The organism is Neomegalonema perideroedes DSM 15528, from assembly GCF_000374145.1.
Lineage (GTDB): Bacteria > Pseudomonadota > Alphaproteobacteria > Rhodobacterales > Rhodobacteraceae > Neomegalonema > Neomegalonema perideroedes.
In genome coordinates this window covers 323,441-338,721 of record NZ_KB893653.1, presented here as the reverse complement: position 1 = coordinate 338,721, position 15,281 = coordinate 323,441, and the positions used below count along the sequence as shown (strand labels likewise).

18 protein-coding genes are annotated in these 15,281 nt (G+C 66.7%); 6 read left to right on the top strand and 12 right to left on the bottom strand.

Going from position 1 to position 15,281, the window contains the following annotated elements:
- Positions 1 to 336: 336 nt before the first annotated feature.
- The gene (locus B161_RS0101645) at positions 337 to 873 is read left to right on the top strand and encodes a hypothetical protein (protein ID WP_018631609.1); all 537 of its coding nucleotides are present in this window, start codon (positions 337 to 339) and stop codon (positions 871 to 873) included.
- Positions 874 to 991: 118 nt separating this feature from the next.
- On the opposite strand, the gene B161_RS16170 is transcribed toward B161_RS0101645, so the two are convergent.
- Positions 992 to 1,957 carry a LysR substrate-binding domain-containing protein gene (locus B161_RS16170; RefSeq protein ID WP_018631608.1) on the bottom strand — a complete coding sequence of 322 codons (966 nt, stop codon included), beginning with the start codon at positions 1,955 to 1,957 and terminating at the stop codon, positions 992 to 994.
- 94 nt (positions 1,958 to 2,051) lie between these two features.
- On the opposite strand from B161_RS16170, the gene B161_RS0101635 reads away from it, so the two are divergent.
- The 5 genes from B161_RS0101635 to B161_RS0101615 all read left to right on the top strand — a co-directional run bounded on the left by B161_RS0101635 (position 2,052) and on the right by B161_RS0101615 (position 5,562).
- Positions 2,052 to 2,831 (top strand): phosphoadenylyl-sulfate reductase, encoded by a 780-nt coding sequence (locus B161_RS0101635; protein WP_018631607.1) that lies wholly within the window; start codon positions 2,052 to 2,054, stop codon positions 2,829 to 2,831.
- A 145-nt stretch (positions 2,832 to 2,976) separates the two neighbouring features.
- A complete protein-coding gene (gene dapA, locus B161_RS0101630) occupies positions 2,977 to 3,864 on the top strand; it encodes a 4-hydroxy-tetrahydrodipicolinate synthase (RefSeq protein WP_018631606.1) in 888 nt (295 codons plus the stop codon).
- A gap of 11 nt (positions 3,865 to 3,875) precedes the next feature.
- On the top strand, positions 3,876 to 4,349 hold the full coding sequence (gene smpB / locus B161_RS0101625) for an SsrA-binding protein SmpB (protein ID WP_018631605.1): 474 nt from the start codon (positions 3,876 to 3,878) through the stop codon (positions 4,347 to 4,349).
- A 44-nt stretch (positions 4,350 to 4,393) separates the two neighbouring features.
- Positions 4,394 to 5,179 (top strand): inositol monophosphatase family protein, encoded by a 786-nt coding sequence (locus tag B161_RS0101620; RefSeq protein ID WP_018631604.1) that lies wholly within the window; start codon positions 4,394 to 4,396, stop codon positions 5,177 to 5,179.
- Between the two features lie 71 nt (positions 5,180 to 5,250).
- On the top strand, positions 5,251 to 5,562 hold the full coding sequence (locus B161_RS0101615) for a hypothetical protein (protein WP_018631603.1): 312 nt from the start codon (positions 5,251 to 5,253) through the stop codon (positions 5,560 to 5,562).
- A gap of 98 nt (positions 5,563 to 5,660) precedes the next feature.
- Here B161_RS0101615 and B161_RS0101610 read toward each other — a convergent pair whose 3' ends face one another.
- The 11 genes from B161_RS0101610 to secY form a co-directional block, all read right to left on the bottom strand.
- Complete coding sequence (locus tag B161_RS0101610; RefSeq protein WP_018631602.1) at positions 5,661 to 6,005, bottom strand: YkvA family protein; 345 nt, start codon at positions 6,003 to 6,005, stop codon at positions 5,661 to 5,663.
- A 100-nt stretch (positions 6,006 to 6,105) separates the two neighbouring features.
- Positions 6,106 to 6,891 carry an N-formylglutamate amidohydrolase gene (locus B161_RS0101605; protein ID WP_018631601.1) on the bottom strand — a complete coding sequence of 262 codons (786 nt, stop codon included), beginning with the start codon at positions 6,889 to 6,891 and terminating at the stop codon, positions 6,106 to 6,108.
- Between the two features lie 9 nt (positions 6,892 to 6,900).
- The gene (locus B161_RS0101600) at positions 6,901 to 8,184 is read right to left on the bottom strand and encodes a peptidoglycan -binding protein (protein ID WP_018631600.1); all 1,284 of its coding nucleotides are present in this window, start codon (positions 8,182 to 8,184) and stop codon (positions 6,901 to 6,903) included.
- 18 nt (positions 8,185 to 8,202) lie between these two features.
- On the bottom strand, positions 8,203 to 9,372 hold the full coding sequence (locus B161_RS0101595) for a hypothetical protein (RefSeq protein ID WP_018631599.1): 1,170 nt from the start codon (positions 9,370 to 9,372) through the stop codon (positions 8,203 to 8,205).
- A 150-nt stretch (positions 9,373 to 9,522) separates the two neighbouring features.
- A complete protein-coding gene (locus tag B161_RS0101590; protein WP_018631598.1) occupies positions 9,523 to 10,098 on the bottom strand; it encodes a VUT family protein in 576 nt (191 codons plus the stop codon).
- A 166-nt stretch (positions 10,099 to 10,264) separates the two neighbouring features.
- Positions 10,265 to 10,684: a 50S ribosomal protein L17 gene (gene rplQ / locus B161_RS0101585; protein ID WP_018631597.1), complete on the bottom strand. Its 420-nt coding sequence runs from the start codon at positions 10,682 to 10,684 to the stop codon at positions 10,265 to 10,267.
- A 266-nt stretch (positions 10,685 to 10,950) separates the two neighbouring features.
- Complete coding sequence (locus tag B161_RS0101580) at positions 10,951 to 11,967, bottom strand: DNA-directed RNA polymerase subunit alpha (protein WP_026310116.1); 1,017 nt, start codon at positions 11,965 to 11,967, stop codon at positions 10,951 to 10,953.
- 135 nt (positions 11,968 to 12,102) lie between these two features.
- Positions 12,103 to 12,495: a 30S ribosomal protein S11 gene (gene rpsK / locus B161_RS0101575; RefSeq protein WP_018631595.1), complete on the bottom strand. Its 393-nt coding sequence runs from the start codon at positions 12,493 to 12,495 to the stop codon at positions 12,103 to 12,105.
- A gap of 6 nt (positions 12,496 to 12,501) precedes the next feature.
- Positions 12,502 to 12,870 carry a 30S ribosomal protein S13 gene (gene rpsM, locus B161_RS0101570; RefSeq protein ID WP_018631594.1) on the bottom strand — a complete coding sequence of 123 codons (369 nt, stop codon included), beginning with the start codon at positions 12,868 to 12,870 and terminating at the stop codon, positions 12,502 to 12,504.
- 293 nt (positions 12,871 to 13,163) lie between these two features.
- Positions 13,164 to 13,808 (bottom strand): adenylate kinase, encoded by a 645-nt coding sequence (locus tag B161_RS0101565; RefSeq protein WP_018631593.1) that lies wholly within the window; start codon positions 13,806 to 13,808, stop codon positions 13,164 to 13,166.
- Positions 13,805 to 15,136: a preprotein translocase subunit SecY gene (gene secY, locus B161_RS0101560; protein ID WP_018631592.1), complete on the bottom strand. Its 1,332-nt coding sequence runs from the start codon at positions 15,134 to 15,136 to the stop codon at positions 13,805 to 13,807. Before secY ends, B161_RS0101565 begins: the two co-directional genes overlap by 4 nt.
- Positions 15,137 to 15,281 lie beyond the last annotated feature (145 nt).

Sequence of the window (15,281 nt, the reverse complement as noted above, 5' to 3'; positions counted from 1 at the left end):
CTGAAGAAACGCAGGCCGCCGAAGGATCCTCAGGATCCCGAGGCGCCCCCCGCCGCTCCGGCCTTCGGGCCGCAGCCGAAGCCGTGCGCCCTTTCTCGCAAGAGAAGGGGCGTCGGCGTTTCAGGGCGCCGCCGCAGGCGCCCGCCCCGGATTCCGCGCAAGCCCCCACGGATTACGGAGCATAATTCGTGAAATTGATTCGAATCCCCTCAAAGTTGCAAATGGGCCATCAACCGCCCGGCGAAGCCCGAACGCCTCCCGACGCCCCCCAAGGGGCCTTCGGCCAGACGCTCCCGCCCCCCGCGCCCAAGCGACCCCTTCGGAGGAGATCCCGTCATGCGCAAGATTCTCGCCGCCGCCCTTCTGTTCGCGGCCCTTCCTTTCTCCGCGCAAGCCGTCCAGAACAACGGCTTCAGCCTCACGGCGCCGCAGGGCGTCGAGAGCTTCGGCGGACGCGTCGCGCTGAACGACGCCGCGTCCTACAGCGTCTGCCTGCGTTCAGACCGCAATGAGCGCGTGGACGTCGAGCTGCTCGTCAACGGCCGCTCCTACGGCTCCTATAGCCTGAGCGCCTACGGCTCGACCTGCCTCGACCGCATGGTCCCCGACTCGCCGCGCGTGTCCTACGTCGGGCATGGCGTCTATCGCCAGCAGCGCCCCGGCCTGAACGACGAGATCACGGCGCGCTTCGTGCCGCTGCGGGAATGGTCGAGCCCCGCCTATGTCTACGGACACGGCGTCCTCCATCACCCGAGCCCCTACGCCGTGAGCCGCGACTATGATCGCGCCGTCACGCTGAGCCTTCAGACGGAGATGCGTCCCGGCCCCTGGATCTTCTCGCCCTGGGCCTCCGGCTCCTACTGGGGCTTCTGAAAGCTTCGAAGCGCGACGAAGCCGCGCGCTTGCTCCGCTCCGGCCGCTTCGCCGCCTTCAAGAGCCGCGCCCCTTCTCGTCCGGGAGAAGGGGCGTCGTTTTTTGTGGGGGAAGGGCCTCAGATGTCGGCGCCGTAGCCGTCATGCGCGGTCGTCTGGGCGACCACGGCGGCCATGCGCTCCTCCAGCTTCACGCTCTCCTCGCGGAGGAATTCGAGGAAGCCGCGCTCGAAGCGCCGCAAAGGACGCTCGCGCAGCCAGGCCGCGCGGGTGTGGAAGACCGGCAGCGGCTCCTTGACCGGACGCAGAACCAGATCCGAATCCGTCATGGGGTCGTAGGTCATGGCCGAGACGATGGCCCGCCCGAATCCGGCGCGGGCGAAGGTCTTGAGCACGTCCGAATCGGCGGCCTCCAGCGCGACGCGCAAAGGACGCCCCGCCGCCTCGAAGGCTTCGTCCAGCCCCCGCCGCCCGCTGATTCCCGCCACATAGGTCAGCACCGGCGCCGCCGCGACCTCCGCCATGGAGATCGGCCCGAGGCCCGCCTCCGGCCCCGGCGCCGAGAGAGTCACATGGCTCCACGCGTAGCAGGGGGCGCTTTTCAGCGCCGGATGCTCGCCGAGCCCCTCGGTGAAGACGGCCACGTCCGCCTCTCCGCCGACCACCAGCGCCGCGAGGGTCTCCGGCATGCCCTGCACCAGCCGCAGACGCACGTCCGGCCAGCGCTTGCGGAAGCGCTTGAGCGGCGCGGGCAGGAAATGCCGCGCTTGGGCGTGGGTCGTGGCGATGCGCAATTCGCCCGTCGAGGGGTCGCGCTTGTCCTGAGCCAGCGACTCCAGCGCCCGCTCCGCCTCGACGATGCGCCGCACATGGGCGCGGGCCTCTTCGGCGAGGGGCGTCAGCCCCACGAAGCGTTTGCCCTCGCGCCGCAGCAGCGGCCCGCCCATGGATTGCTCCAGCTCCGCCAGCAGACGGCTCGCCGAAGGCTGCGACAGCCCGAGCCCCCGGGCCGCCGCGCTGAGATTGGCGCCGTCGGCGCCGAGGCGCTCCAGAAGGCGCAGATGCACGAGCTTTAAATTCAACATCCGGATTTGATAATCGGGGAATATGCGCTTTGCAAATGATCCGCGCATCCTAAGCTGCGCGGACCGCAGCCCCCCAGCAGAATCAGGTCCGGCTATGACGGCGTTGAGCGAAGCCCCTATCTCCCGTCTCGAGTCGCTGGCGCGCGGCTTCGACTCCATCGGCCTCGGCGCCCGGCTGAGGCGCCTCGCCGAGGCCGCCCGCGAGGCGGGCGGAGAAGCCGTCTTCACCACCAGCTTCGGCCTTGAGGATCAGGCGCTGACTCACGCCATCGTCGATTCCGGCGCGGCGATCCGGCTGCGCACCCTCGACACCGGGCGGCTCTTTCCCGAGACCTACGAGGTCTGGGCCGAGACGGAATCGCGCTATGGGATCCGCGTCGAGGTCTTCCACCCCGCCGCCGAGGATCTCGCCCGCCTCACCGCCGAGCAGGGGCCCTACGGCTTTCGCGAATCGGCGGCGGCGCGTCAGGCCTGCTGCGGGGCGCGCAAGGTTCTGCCTCTGCGGCGGGCTCTGGCGGGGGCGGGAATCTGGGTGACGGGCCTGCGCGCCGAACAGTCGCAGGCGCGGCGCGGCGGCCATTTCGTCGAATGGGACGAAGCCCATGGCCTGATCAAGGCCGCCCCTCTGCTGGACTGGCCGCGCCAGAGGCTGGTCGATTACGTCGCGCTGGAGCGGATTCCCTATAACCGCCTGCATGATCAGGGCTTCCCCTCCATCGGCTGCCAGCCCTGCACCCGCGCTTTGCGCCTCGGCGAGGAGGAGCGCGCCGGGCGCTGGTGGTGGGAGGCCGACGCCAAGAAGGAATGCGGGCTGCACGTCCACGCCGCGCCCGAGACGGCGGCTCCGGCCTCTTTGGCGGCGCGGGCCTCCTGAGGGGCTTCTCCGCCGATTCGGCGGCTTGCGCCCGAGCGCCCGGAATCTTAAGCTGCGGAGGCGTCCCCCGAGACGAGATTCGTGATTCGGGAGTGGGCGCGTTTTGCTTTTAAGAAGGCGAAAGGCCATGTCCAGCGACATTCCTATGTTCAGAGGCTCCATCACCGCGCTCGTGACGCCCTTCAAAGGCGGCGAGATCGATGAGAAAGCGCTGAAACAGTTGGTCGACTGGCAGATCGCCGAGGGCTCTTCCGGCCTCGTGCCCGTGGGCACCACCGGCGAGACCCCCACCCTCAGCCACGCCGAGCATGAGCGCGTGGTGGAGATCGTGGCGCGTCAGGCGGCGGGCCGCGTGAAGATCGTCGCGGGCGCGGGCTCCAACTCCACCGCCGAGGCCGTGCGGCTGACCAAGTTCGCCGCCAAGACCGGCGCCGACGCGGCTCTGGTCGTCACGCCCTATTACAACAAGCCCACCCAAGAGGGCCTCTATCAGCATTTCAAGGCCGTGCACGACGCCGCCGAGATTCCGATCTTCATCTACAACATCCCCGGCCGCAGCATCGTCGACATGACGCCCGAGACCATGGGCCGTCTGGCGAAGCTGCCGAGGATCGTCGGGGTGAAGGACGCCACCGGCAAAGTCGAGCGCGTTTCTGAGCAGCGTCTGACCTGCGGCGAGGACTTCATCCAGCTTTCGGGCGAGGACGCCACGGCGCTCGGCTTCAACGCCCATGGCGGCGTCGGCTGCATCTCCGTGACCTCCAACGTCGCGCCGAGGCTCTGCGCGGAGTTCCAGGCCGCCACTCTGCGCGGCGACTACGCCGCCGCCCGCGCGATTCAGGACCGGCTCATGCCTCTGCATAAGGCGCTTTTCGTGGAGCCCAATCCGGGCGGCGCGAAATACGCGCTCTCCCTGCTCGGCCTGATCTCCGAAGAGCAGCGCCTGCCTTTGGTCCCCCTCGGCCCCGCCACGCGCGAACAGATCCGCGCGGCGATGGTCCATGCGGGCCTGACCAACGCCGTCGCGGCCTGAGAGGAAGCTGAATGGCTCGCAAGGCGCAGCGCGGCGACGGCGTGGTCGCGGAGAACCGCAAGGCCCGCTACCATTACGCCATCGAGGACACCATCGAGGCGGGCATGATCCTGCTCGGCTCGGAGGTGAAGTCTTTGCGCAACGGGCAGGCCAGCATCGCGGATTCCTACGCCGAGGCGAAGGACGGCCAGATCAATCTGATCAACGCCTATATCCCCGCCTACGCCGAGGCCAACCGCTTCGGCCATGAAGAGCGCCGTCCGCGGCGCCTTCTGCTCCATCTGCGCGAGATCGCCAAGCTCGCGCAGGCGGTCAACCGCGAGGGCATGACGCTGATTCCGCTCAAGGTCTATTTCAACGACCGGGGCATCGCGAAAATGCTGCTCGGGGTGGCCAAGGGCAAAAAGGCCGCCGATAAGCGCGAGACCGAAAAGAAACGCGACTGGGACCGCGAGAAATCGCGGCTTCTGCGCGAAAAGGGCTGAGGCCCCCTTCCCTCCATCTTCATTCCAGACATCTCAGGGGCTTCATGTACGCGCCATCCGCCAATCTGAAAATCATGGTCGACGCCGCCCGCAAGGCGGGCCGCGGGCTGATGCGCGATTTCGCCGAGCTGGAGAATCTTCAGGCCTCGGTGAAGGGCCCCGGAGATTTCGTCTCCGCCGCCGACCGCAAGGCCGAGGCCAGCATTAAAAAAGACCTCATGACGGCGCGTCCGGCCTATGGCTGGCTCGGCGAGGAGACCGGCGAGGAGAAGGGCGCGGACGAAACCCGCCGCTGGATCGTCGATCCGCTGGACGGCACCACGAATTTCCTGCGCGCCATTCCCCATTGGGCGGTCTCCATCGCGCTGGAGCATAAAGGCGAGATCATCGCCGGAGTGATCTACGATCCCGCCAAACAAGACCTCTTCGTCTCGGAGAAGGGCGGCGGCGCCTGGCTCAACGACCGGCGCATCCGCGTGGCGCCCACCCGCGACCTGAGCCGCGCGCTGCTCGGCACGGGCGTGCCCTTCGGCGCCAAGAACACCCTCCCCCAGACGGCGCGCGAATTGACCCGCCTCATGCCTCAGACGGCGGGCCTGCGGCGCATGGGCTCGGCGGCGCTGGATCTGGCCTATGTGGCCGCCGGACGCCTCGATTTCTTCTGGGAGCGCGAGATCAACGCTTGGGACATGGCCGCAGGCTTGCTGCTCGTGCGCGAGGCGGGCGGAATCCTCGCCGATCTCTCGGGCGGAGACGATCCGCTCGCCAGCGGCTGGGTGGCGGCGGGAACGCCGGACCTCTTCGAGAAGATCCGCGAGCACTTGATCTGAATCTTCAGAGGCCTCTTCCGATCTTCAGGGATCGGGAGGGCGTCCTCGTTCTGAATTTGAGGATTTCCGCCATGAAAATCGCCGTCGCCCTCGCCTCCGGCCTTCTCCTCGCGGCGGGCTCCGCCCTTGCGGCCCTGCCCCCCTTCTATGACGGCGCCCATCAGATCCAGACCATTCTGGAGGACGGCGCGGTCTATGACGCGGTGAAGGGCGCGCCCGTCGAGGGCGTCGAATCGCTGGGGCGCAATGCGGAGGGGAATCCGGAATGGCGCATCCGCGCCGGAGATTGCGCCGTGACGGTGGAGATCCGCGCTCTGCCCATGCCCGAGGGCATGGTCGGCCGGGTGGATTACGAGGTCTTCAAGGTCGGCGCCTGCGAGTGACGCGCCGACCGGAGCGCGGCGCCGGGCGCTGCGACGTCCCGGTATTCAGACCGCGCCTCAGAAAAGGCGCGGCCTGAGCCTCAAGCGAGCCGCCGACCTCAGCCGATCAGATTGGCGACCGAGGCCGCCGCCTTTTTGCGATGCTCTTCGGTGGTGCAGGCGGCTGCGGTCGCCAGCCCTGCGGCGAGCGCGGCGACGTCGTCCGTGAAGCCGACCACGGGAATCACGTCCGGAATCAAATCGATCGGCAGGACGAAATAGGCGAGGGCTCCGGCCAGAACGCCCCGCGCCGCCAGAGGCGTCTGGGAATCCATCACCAGATGATAGGCGAGGAAGGCCTTCGTCAAACCCTCCCTCCCCATGGACCCCGCCCAGGAGGCCGCCTTCGCGAGAAAGCTTTTCTCGTCATATTCAGGGACTTCGATCCCGTTCACTTTGCTCATTCCACCCCTCCTGGGCTTAAAATCGGCGCGCTTTCGACAATTGAGGGGAAATGATGAAGAAACGCTCTCCATAGGTTGTATGATCTATAAAATCATACTTTTAGGAAATGAGCTCCCGAAAATGCGGCGCGAGCCTTTCGGCCCACAGCCTTTCGCCCGCCGCCTCGCCGATGAGATCCTGACGATATTCGACCAGCACATGCGGCAATCCGCGCTGAAGCCCATGGCGCCACATGGTGTCTCCCTTCAAAGCGCCGGAATAGGGCTCGTTGTCGCCCACCACGAGATCCGGCTCGCGGGCGAGGGAATTCATCAGCGGCAAGGCCAGACGCCCGTCGTCGTGATCCCAGAGAACCCCGATATGCCAAGGCCGCGGCGGCCCCAGAGCCATGCGCGGCGTGAAGCTGTGGATGGAGAGCAGCTTCGGCTGGACGCCCTGCGCCAAAGCCGCCTCGATGCGCGCCGTGATCGCGTCGTGATAGGGCGTCATCCAGCGCGCGCGGCGCCGCGCGACTTCGGCGGCGTCGGCGTGGCGATTGCCGGGAATGATCGCGCCGTCGGAGATCTTGCGCACCAGAGTCGGATCGTCGTCGCCGCGGTTGGGGTCGATCAGCAGACGCGAAAACCGCGAGAGGACCGCAGGGGCGTTCAGAAGCTCCGCGAGGGCGAGCGTCGCGCCCCGCGCGCCGATGTCATAGGCGGTGTGGCGGCGGAACTCCTCGGGCGGCAAGCCGAGAGTCCCGAATTCCTCCGGAACCGCGTTGGACGCATGGTCGCAGAGGAGCAGAATCCCCGGATCGCCCTCCGGATTGACGATCTCGAAAGCCGGATCCTCAGGCCCCAGAACGGGGGGCCCCGGAACGGGCGGAAGTCTCGTCGCGGCCATATGCGCCTCTCAGCGTTCGGTGAGCTTCAGTTCGATGCGGCGATTGCGGGCGAAGGCCGCCGGACCATCGCCGTCGTCGAGGGGCTGGAATTCGCCGAATCCCGTCGCCGCGACGCGATCCGCCGGAAAGCCCTCTTCGTCGATGAGGAAGCGCGCCACCGACAAGGCCCGCGCCTGAGACAACTCCCAGTTATCCGCATAGCGGGCGCCGGCGGCGATGGGGCGGCGGTCGGTATGGCCGTCCACGCGCAAGACCCAAGGCACTTCGGCGGGAATGGCCTCCGAAACCCCCTTGAGGATCTCCGCCACCTTAGCGATCTCCTCGCGGCCCGCCTCGCCGAGATCCGCCGAACCCACGGGAAACAGCACCTCGGATTGAAAGACGAAGCGGTCGCCCACCACCCGCACGCCCTCGCGGCCCTCCACGGCCTCGCGGACGCGGCCGAAGAACTCCGAGCGATAGCGCGTCAGCTCGTCCACCTTATCCGCCAGAGCCACGTTCAGCCGCGCCCCGAGATCGGCGATGCGGGCCTCCGGGGTCTCGCCGTCGGCCTCCACGGCGTCGAGCGCCACGGCCACCGAGGCCATTTGCGCCCGCAGCGCCCTTAATTGCTGATTCAGAAGCTCCACCTGACGGCGGTCCTCAAGGTTCAACGCCTCCTGATCGGCCAGCTGCGATTGCGCCAGAGCCAGCAAGGCGGCGTTGCGCTCGGTCTCGGTCATGGCCTCGGCGCGTTCGCGGGCGGCGTCGGTCTCCAGAGAGGCGCGGGCGGCTTCGGCGGCGGCGAGCAGGGTCAGAGTCTCTTCGGCGCGGCGGCGCTGAGCCTCAAGCTCCAGCGAGAGGGCGGCGGCGTCGCGCTCCAGATCGGCGCGCTGCTGTTCGGTGAGGTTCAGCGTGGAGGCGAGGCGGTCGCGCTCGTTCTGAAGGCCGAAGAGCGAGGAGGTCAGCTGCGCCTGAGAATCCTGAAGCCGCCCGCTCTGATCCTGCTCCAGCGCGAGGCTGCGGGCGAGAGCGTCGAGCTGCGCGGAGAGGTCGCTCAGGGCGAGGGTTTTCTGCTCCACCTCGCCGCGGGCGTCCTCCAGAGATTCCTCTTGAGCCGCCAGAGCGGCGCGCTGGGCCTCCAGATTTTTCGATTGATCGGCGATGGTCTGGCTGGAGAAATGCTGCATCAGCATGAAGATCGACAGCACGAACATCAGCACCAGCAAAAGCGAGGTCATGACGTCCACGAAGGCGGGCCAGATGTCCCGCGTCACGCCGCCGTCGTCCCGCCTTCTGCGCCCGAGCGCCATGGCCTGAGCCTCCGCTCGTCAGGAGCCGCCGCCGAGCGCCTGAACGGCGCGGGTCAGCTGCTTGAGTTCGGCGCGCAATTCGGCCACCGCGTCCTGACGTCCGGCGGCGACCTCCTCCGTGAGACGGAGAATCTGCGTGTCGAGATTGCGGATATGGGCGCGGGTGGCCTCGTCCATGCCGCCGAGCACGCCCCGATTGCGGGCCGAAGCCTCGCGCAGCACCGTCCCGAGGGCGTTTTGCGAATCGAGCAGCCGCGAAACCGTGGTTTCGGCCGCCGAAAAGCGTTCGGCCAGAAGATCGAGATTCCGCGCGGCGTGGTCCAGCCGCGCCATGCTCTGATTGCGGATCGCCTCGCCTTCGATCAGCGCATGGGCCAGACGCTCCAGAGATTCCGAATTGCGCTCCAGCAAGGGCGCGAGCCTGCCGAGCACGCCTTCGTCGTTGCGGCTGACGTCGGCGATGCCCGAAAGCGCCTCTTCGAACTCCTGATAAAAGCGGTTCTGCGCCCTTCCGGCGAGGATGTCGAGGAAGCCCACGATCAGCGAGCCCGTCAGGCCGAGCAGCGCCGCCGCGAAGGCCGTGCCCATGCCGCCCAACTGCTCCTCAAGCCCGGTCACCAGACGCCCGAAGACGGCGGTTCCGTCGTCGCCGGGCTCGGGCGCGAGGCTGCGGATGGTGTCCACCACGGCGGGCACCGTCCGCGAGAGGCCCCAGAAAGTGCCTAAAAGGCCGAGGAAGATCAGGGCGCCCGCGATATAGCGGCCGAAATCGCGGCTTTCGTCCAGCCGCGTCCCCACCGAATCGAGGATCGTCCGCACCGTGAAGGCGCTGAGGCGGCGGCGGTTCTCGCGTTCGCGCAGGAGCGCCGCCATGGAGGCCAGAAGCGGCGGCGGCTCGATGAGGTCGAAGCCGGGGCGCTCGGCGAGGAAGGCCTCCATCCACTCGACGCTCCGGAACAGCCGCAACACCTGCCAGAAGACATAGGCCACGCCGATCAGAAAGACCGAGAAGATGAAGATGTTCAGATAAAGATGGGCTGCGAAGATCTGCGCGATCCGTCCATGGACCAGCCAGCCGATCACGCCGATCATGATGAGGAAGGCGATCATCAGGATCAGGGTCAGAGTGGGCCGCGTCATCTCCGGCGTGACCGCCGCCCAACGGCGGCGTTGAGCCTCCTCCACCATCTTCGACCGACCTCGCGCCCAGCTTCCGAGAATTCGCGGGAGAACCCTAGCCTCAGAATGGGACGGGGTTAAGCGAATTCTGCGCCATAAAGCGAAAGCGCTTGGAGAATCCGCGCTTTCGCCGATCTCTCTCGCGTGAGGGGCGAAGCCTCAGACCCGGCGCGCCTCACGCGGGCCGATCTTGCCCGCCGTCAGCAGCCGGAAGGGAATCAGCGTCACGAAGGTGATCAGCATCTTCACGCCCCAATCCGCGAGGCCGTAGCGCGGCCAGCCGGGAAAGGCGTCCTCGCCGGTCGCGCCCGCGAAGGCGAGAACCCAGAAGAGCAGGCTGTCGAGCGCGCCCCCCGCCAGAGAAGCCGCCAGAGGCGCCTTCCACCATGAGCCTTCGCGCAGACGGTTGAACACCCCCACGTCGAGAAGCTGCGCGCAGAGGAAGGCCGTTCCGGAGGCGAAGGCGATGCGCGGCGTCGCCAGAACCACCGACAGGACCACCGCGCAGGCGAAGCCCGCCCAGATCACCCGCCGCGCCATGGCCGGGCCATGCAGGCGGTTCATCACGTCGGTGACGAGGAAGGCGAAAGGATAGGTCAGCGCCGCCCAGGTCAGCCATTGGCCGATGGGCTTGGTCACGAGGAAGTTCGAGGAGGCCACGACGACCATCATCGCCAGAACGCCGAGCGCCAGAGAGACGCGCGCGCCTCCGGCCTTGTCCGTCAGATTCCGCATGGGAGTTTCCCTTGCTCTAAGCGGGAGCCGGGCGACACAGGCCCGTCCCGGTGGTTTGCGCGGAGAAAACTTGCGGAGCCTCCGCGCGGGGCCTTCCGCATGAAAGAAAAAGGGCGGACCCGCAAGCCCGCCCCTTTCCGGAAATCTCTCGAAACGCGCGAAAAGCTTACGCCTCGGCGGCTTCCTCGGCGGCGGCGCGGGCGCGGGCGTCGGCGCCCTTGGCGTTCACGTCGCGGTCCACGAATTCGACGATGGCCATCGGGGCCATGTCGCCATAGCGGAAGCCCGCCTTCAGAATGCGCACGTAGCCGCCTGGACGACCGGCGTAACGGGGGCCGAGCACCTCGATCAGCTTCTTCGCCGGGGCGTCATGGCGCAGACGGGCGGCCAGAAGGCGGCGGGAATGCAGATCGCCGCGACGGCTCAGGGTGACGAGCTTCTCGACATAGGGGCGAAGCTCCTTCGCCTTGGGCAGGGTCGTCTTGATCTGCTCATGGTCGATCAGCGCGATCGCCATATTGGCCAGCATATGCTGACGATGCGAATGGGTGCGGTTGAGCTTGCGGTAGCCATGGCCGTGACGCATGGGGATCTCCTTAGGTTGAAGCTTTATGCTTTGTCAGCCCTTCCCTGCGTCGGGTCGGGCCTTTGGGGCGTCGGCCGAAGCCGGGCGCCCGTAGATTGGGGGGCGTCGGCTGAAGCCGGACGCCCGTAGATTGGAGGGCGTCGGCCGAAGCCGGACGCCCGTAGATCGAGGGACGACGACCGAAGCCCGGCGCCCGTAGATCAGAGGGCTTTTCAGCCCATAGACCGGCGGGCTCCGGCGGTTCGCGCCGGAGCCCGGTCGGAATCTCAGAAGCTGTCCTCGAATTTCTTGGCCAGATCCTCGATGTTCTCGGGCGGCCAGTTCGGCACGTCGGTGCCGAGGTGCAGGTTCATCACCGAGAGGACTTCCTTGATCTCGTTCAGAGACTTGCGGCCGAAGTTCGGCGTGCGGAGCATCTCCGCCTCGGTCTTCTGGATGAGATCGCCGATATAGACGATGTTGTCGTTCTTCAGGCAATTCGCCGAACGCACCGAAAGCTCCAGCTCGTCGACCTTCTTGAGGAAGATCGGGTTGAATTCGAGCTGGGTCTCCGGGGCCTCGCGGACGTCTTCGCGGGGCTCGTCGAAATTGATGAAGGTCTGGAGCTGGTCCTGAAGGATGCGGGCGGCGTAGGCCAGCGCGTCCTCAGGGGTCACCGAGCCGTCGGTCTCGATGGTCAGCGTCAGGCGGTCATAATCGAGGATCTGGCCCGAGCGGGTCGGCGTGACCTGATAGGAGACGCGCTTGACCGGGCTGTAGAGCGCATCCACCGGGATATAGCCGATGGGGGCGTCCTCGGGGCGGTTCTGATCGGCCGGGACGTAGCCTTTGCCCTGCGCCACGGTCAACTCCATGTTGATCGAGGCGTTGGTGTCCAGATGGCAGATCAGATGATTCGGGTTGAGGATCTCAATGCCCGAGCTGGCCTGAATCTGTCCGGCGCGGACCTCGCCCGGCCCGCTGGCCTGCAGCGTGAGGCGCTTGGGCCCCTCGACGTCCATGCGGATGGCGAGGCCCTTCACGTTCAGCACGATGTCCGTCACGTCCTCGCGGACGCCCTCGACCGAGGAGAATTCATGCAGCACGTTGTTGATCTGGATCGCGGTGACCGCCGCGCCCTGAATCGACGACAACAAAACCCGGCGCAGCGAGTTGCCGAGCGTCAGGCCGAAGCCGCGCTCCAAGGGCTCGACCGTCATGGTCGCCTTGCGCGAGGCGTCGGCGCCATGCTCGACGGTGGGCCGCTCGGGGCGGATGAGATGTTTCCAGTTCTTCTGGATCACGGCGTCCTCCAATTCGTGCGCGCCCGAAAGCGCGTGTCCCGAGGATCCGGGAATCTGTCGGCGGCAGTCTCGCCGAAACGGCGAAATCCCTCGCCTTCCTGCGAAGACGAGGGATCTGTTCTTCAGCGCGGCGCGTCAGACGCGGCGGCGCTTCGGCGGGCGGCAGCCGTTATGGGCGATCGGGGTCACGTCGCGGATCGAGGTGACCGCGAGGCCCAGAGCCTGCAGCGCGCGCAAAGCCGATTCGCGGCCCGAACCGGGGCCCTGAACCTCGACTTCGAGGGTGCGCAGACCATGCTCCATGGCCTTCTTGCCCGCGTCCTCGGCGGCGACCTGCGCGGCGTAGGGCGTGGATTTGCGCGAGCCCTTGAAGCCCATCATCCCCGACGAAGACCACGAGATCGCGTTGCCCTGAGCGTCGGCGATGGTGATCATCGTGTTGTTGAAGCTGGCGTTCACATGAGCCACGCCGGCGGCGATGTTCTTGCGCTCTTTGCGGCGCGGACGGGACTTGTCGTTCGGAGCCATGATCTCTTACTTCTTCTTGCCGGCGATGGGCTTGGCGGGACCCTTGCGGGTGCGGGCGTTGGTGTGGGTGCGCTGGCCGCGCACCGGCAGGCCCTTGCGATGACGCAGGCCGCGATAGCAGCCGAGGTCCATCAGCCGTTTGATGTTCATCGAGACTTCGCGGCGAAGGTCGCCTTCGACCTTATAGCTCGCGTCGATGGCCTCGCGAATCTGCAGCACTTCGGCGTCGGTCAACTCGTTCACGCGGCGCGTCGCGTCCACGCCGACCTTGGCGAGGAGCTCTTTCGCGCTGTGGGGGCCGATGCCATGAATGTAAGTCAGGGCCACTTGGACCTGCTTGTTCGTGGGAATGTTCACGCCAGCGATGCGCGCCACGTCTCTCTCCGTTCGGTTCCGGCTGAGTCAGCCTTTCGGTAGCTTCCAAAATCGCCCCCTCCCCCGTGAAAGCGGAAAGGGGAGCCGGACGGCGCCGCGCCCGAATTCTCAAAAGAGCTGCGGCGCGTCGTCCGGAATGGAGTCCTGAGCTTTGAAAGGAGCGTCGACTCATCCGGCCGTCAAGATCGGCGCAAGATAGTCTGGAACGCTCGCGAGTCAAGGACTCTATGCTTGTCGTCGGGTCGTCGCGGCGCCCCGCCGCGGGCGGAGCGCCTTCTCGCCGTTGCGGAGGATCAGCCCAGAACCGCGGAGATCTGGCGCTCGACTTCGTCGATGTCGGCCAGACCATCCACCGAGGCGAGGCGCCCCTTGGCGTAGTAATAGCCGATCAGCGGCGAGGTCTCGCGGTAATAGGCCATGAGCCGGGTGCGCACGGCGTGGGCGTTGTCGTCGGCGCGGCGTTTGAACTCCGTTCCGCCGCATTTGTCGCAGACGCCCGGAACATTGGGCTGCTTGCTCTCGTCGTGATAGCCCTCGCCGCATTTGGCGCAGGTGTAGCGCCCGGCGATGCGGGCCGTCACGACTTCGTCGTCGACGCTCATCTCGACCACATGGTCGAGGGAGATCCCTTTATCCGCAAGCAGCTTCTCCAGCGCGTCGGCCTGGGCCAGAGTGCGCGGAAAGCCGTCGAAGATGACGCCCTGCTTGACGTCCGGCTGGTCGAGCCGCTCGGAGATCACGCCGATGACGATGTCGTCGCCGACCAGACCGCCGCTTTTCATCACCGCGTCGGCGGCCTTGCCGACCGGAGTTCCCGCCGCGACCGCCGCTCGGAGCATGTCGCCGGTCGAGAGCTGAACCAGCCCCCGCTTTTCGGTCAGCATGCGGGCCTGAGTGCCCTTGCCCGCCCCCGGCGGCCCCAACAGGATGATGTTCATTTCCGTTTCCCCCTCAGTCGCGATTTCTGAATCAACCCTTCATATTGATGGGCGATCAGATGGCTCTGCACTTGCGTGATGGTGTCCATCGTAACGCTCACGACGATCAGAAGGGAAGTGCCGCCAAAATAAAATGGAATGCTCCAGCGCGCTCTCATCAATTCCGGCAAGAGGCAGACGGCCGCCATATAAACCGCGCCGATGGCGGTCAGACGGGTCAGCACGTAATCCAGATATTGCGCCGTCCGCTCGCCGGGCCGCACGCCGGGGATGAAGCCGCCCTGACGCTTGAGGTTGTCGGCCACGTCGGTGGGGTTGAAGACCACCGCCGTGTAGAAGAAGGCGAAGAAGATGATCAGCGCCGCGTAGATGATCAGATAGAGCGGCTGTCCGGGGCCGAGGGCCGCGGTGAGGGTCGAGAGCCAGCCGCCCGCGCTTTCGCCGGCGAAGCTGGCCGCCGTCATCGGCAGCAGCAGCAGGGAGCTGGCGAAGATCGCCGGGATCACGCCCGCGGTGTTCACCTTCAGCGGCAGATGCGAGCTTTCGCCGCCGGTCATCTGCTGCGGGCCGACCTGACGCTTCGGATATTGCACCAGAATCCGGCGCTGGGCGCGCTCCATGAAGACCACGAAGGCGATGACCAGCAGACCGAAGACGATCAGGCCGATGATCAGAGCCGGAGAAATGATGTTCTGGCTGCCCTGCTGAAGCAGATTGCCGATGGCGCGCGGCATCTCGGCGATGATGCCCGCGAAGATGATCAGCGAGACGCCGTTGCCCACGCCCCGCGCGGTGATCTGCTCGCCGAGCCAGAGCAGCATCATGGTGCCGCCGACCAGAATCGCCACCGTCGCGACGCGGTAGAAGGCGCCGCCGTCGATCAGCGTGCCCTGATTGGCGAGGCCCGCCACGATGCCCCAGCCCTGAAGGATCGCCAGAGCCACGGTTCCATAGCGGGTGTATTGGTTGATCTTGCGGCGGCCCGATTCGCCCTCTTTCTTGAGCTTCTCAAGAGAGGGGACCATCGAGGTCATCAGCTGGACGATGATCGAGGCCGAAATATAGGGCATGATCCCCAGAGCGAGGATCGACATGCGCTCGACCGCGCCGCCCGAGAAGGCGTTGATCATCCCGAGGAAGCCGGCCTGATTCTGCTGAATCAGCTGCTGCAGGGCCTGAGGATTGATGCCCGGCAAAGGCACGTAGGTGCCGAAGCGGTAAACCACCAGCACCAGAAGCGTGTAGAGGATGCGGCGCTGGAGGTCTTTGGCCTTGCCGAAGGTCTTCCAGCTCAGATTGGCGGCGAGTTGTTCAGCAGCCGAAGCCATGGGGGTCCCCGAATTCCGGCGCGGCGCGCCGGACCTCGCCCGTTGATCGCCCGCCTCGAAGCATCGCGCCCCGCGGAGGAGGCCCCCCCGCGGGATCTTTGCGCCGCCGCCTCCTCTCCTCAGGAGCCGGAGCGCCGCCGTGAGG

Excerpts from the sequence above, each read along its gene's own strand:
- B161_RS0101645 (WP_018631609.1), top strand. The coding sequence starts at position 337 with ATGCGCAAGATTCTCGCCGCCGCCCTTCTGTTCGCGGCCCTTCCTTTC.
- B161_RS16170 (WP_018631608.1), bottom strand. The coding sequence starts at position 1,957 with ATGTTGAATTTAAAGCTCGTGCATCTGCGCCTTCTGGAGCGCCTCGGC.
- B161_RS0101635 (WP_018631607.1), top strand. The coding sequence starts at position 2,052 with ATGACGGCGTTGAGCGAAGCCCCTATCTCCCGTCTCGAGTCGCTGGCG.
- dapA (WP_018631606.1), top strand. The coding sequence starts at position 2,977 with ATGTTCAGAGGCTCCATCACCGCGCTCGTGACGCCCTTCAAAGGCGGC.
- smpB (WP_018631605.1), top strand. The coding sequence starts at position 3,876 with ATGGCTCGCAAGGCGCAGCGCGGCGACGGCGTGGTCGCGGAGAACCGC.
- B161_RS0101620 (WP_018631604.1), top strand. The coding sequence starts at position 4,394 with ATGTACGCGCCATCCGCCAATCTGAAAATCATGGTCGACGCCGCCCGC.
- B161_RS0101615 (WP_018631603.1), top strand. The coding sequence starts at position 5,251 with ATGAAAATCGCCGTCGCCCTCGCCTCCGGCCTTCTCCTCGCGGCGGGC.
- B161_RS0101610 (WP_018631602.1), bottom strand. The coding sequence starts at position 6,005 with ATGAGCAAAGTGAACGGGATCGAAGTCCCTGAATATGACGAGAAAAGC.
- B161_RS0101605 (WP_018631601.1), bottom strand. The coding sequence starts at position 6,891 with ATGGCCGCGACGAGACTTCCGCCCGTTCCGGGGCCCCCCGTTCTGGGG.
- B161_RS0101600 (WP_018631600.1), bottom strand. The coding sequence starts at position 8,184 with ATGGCGCTCGGGCGCAGAAGGCGGGACGACGGCGGCGTGACGCGGGAC.
- B161_RS0101595 (WP_018631599.1), bottom strand. The coding sequence starts at position 9,372 with ATGGTGGAGGAGGCTCAACGCCGCCGTTGGGCGGCGGTCACGCCGGAG.
- B161_RS0101590 (WP_018631598.1), bottom strand. The coding sequence starts at position 10,098 with ATGCGGAATCTGACGGACAAGGCCGGAGGCGCGCGCGTCTCTCTGGCG.
- rplQ (WP_018631597.1), bottom strand. The coding sequence starts at position 10,684 with ATGCGTCACGGCCATGGCTACCGCAAGCTCAACCGCACCCATTCGCAT.
- rpsK (WP_018631595.1), bottom strand. The coding sequence starts at position 12,495 with ATGGCTCCGAACGACAAGTCCCGTCCGCGCCGCAAAGAGCGCAAGAAC.
- B161_RS0101565 (WP_018631593.1), bottom strand. The coding sequence starts at position 13,808 with ATGAACATCATCCTGTTGGGGCCGCCGGGGGCGGGCAAGGGCACTCAG.
- secY (WP_018631592.1), bottom strand. The coding sequence starts at position 15,136 with ATGGCTTCGGCTGCTGAACAACTCGCCGCCAATCTGAGCTGGAAGACC.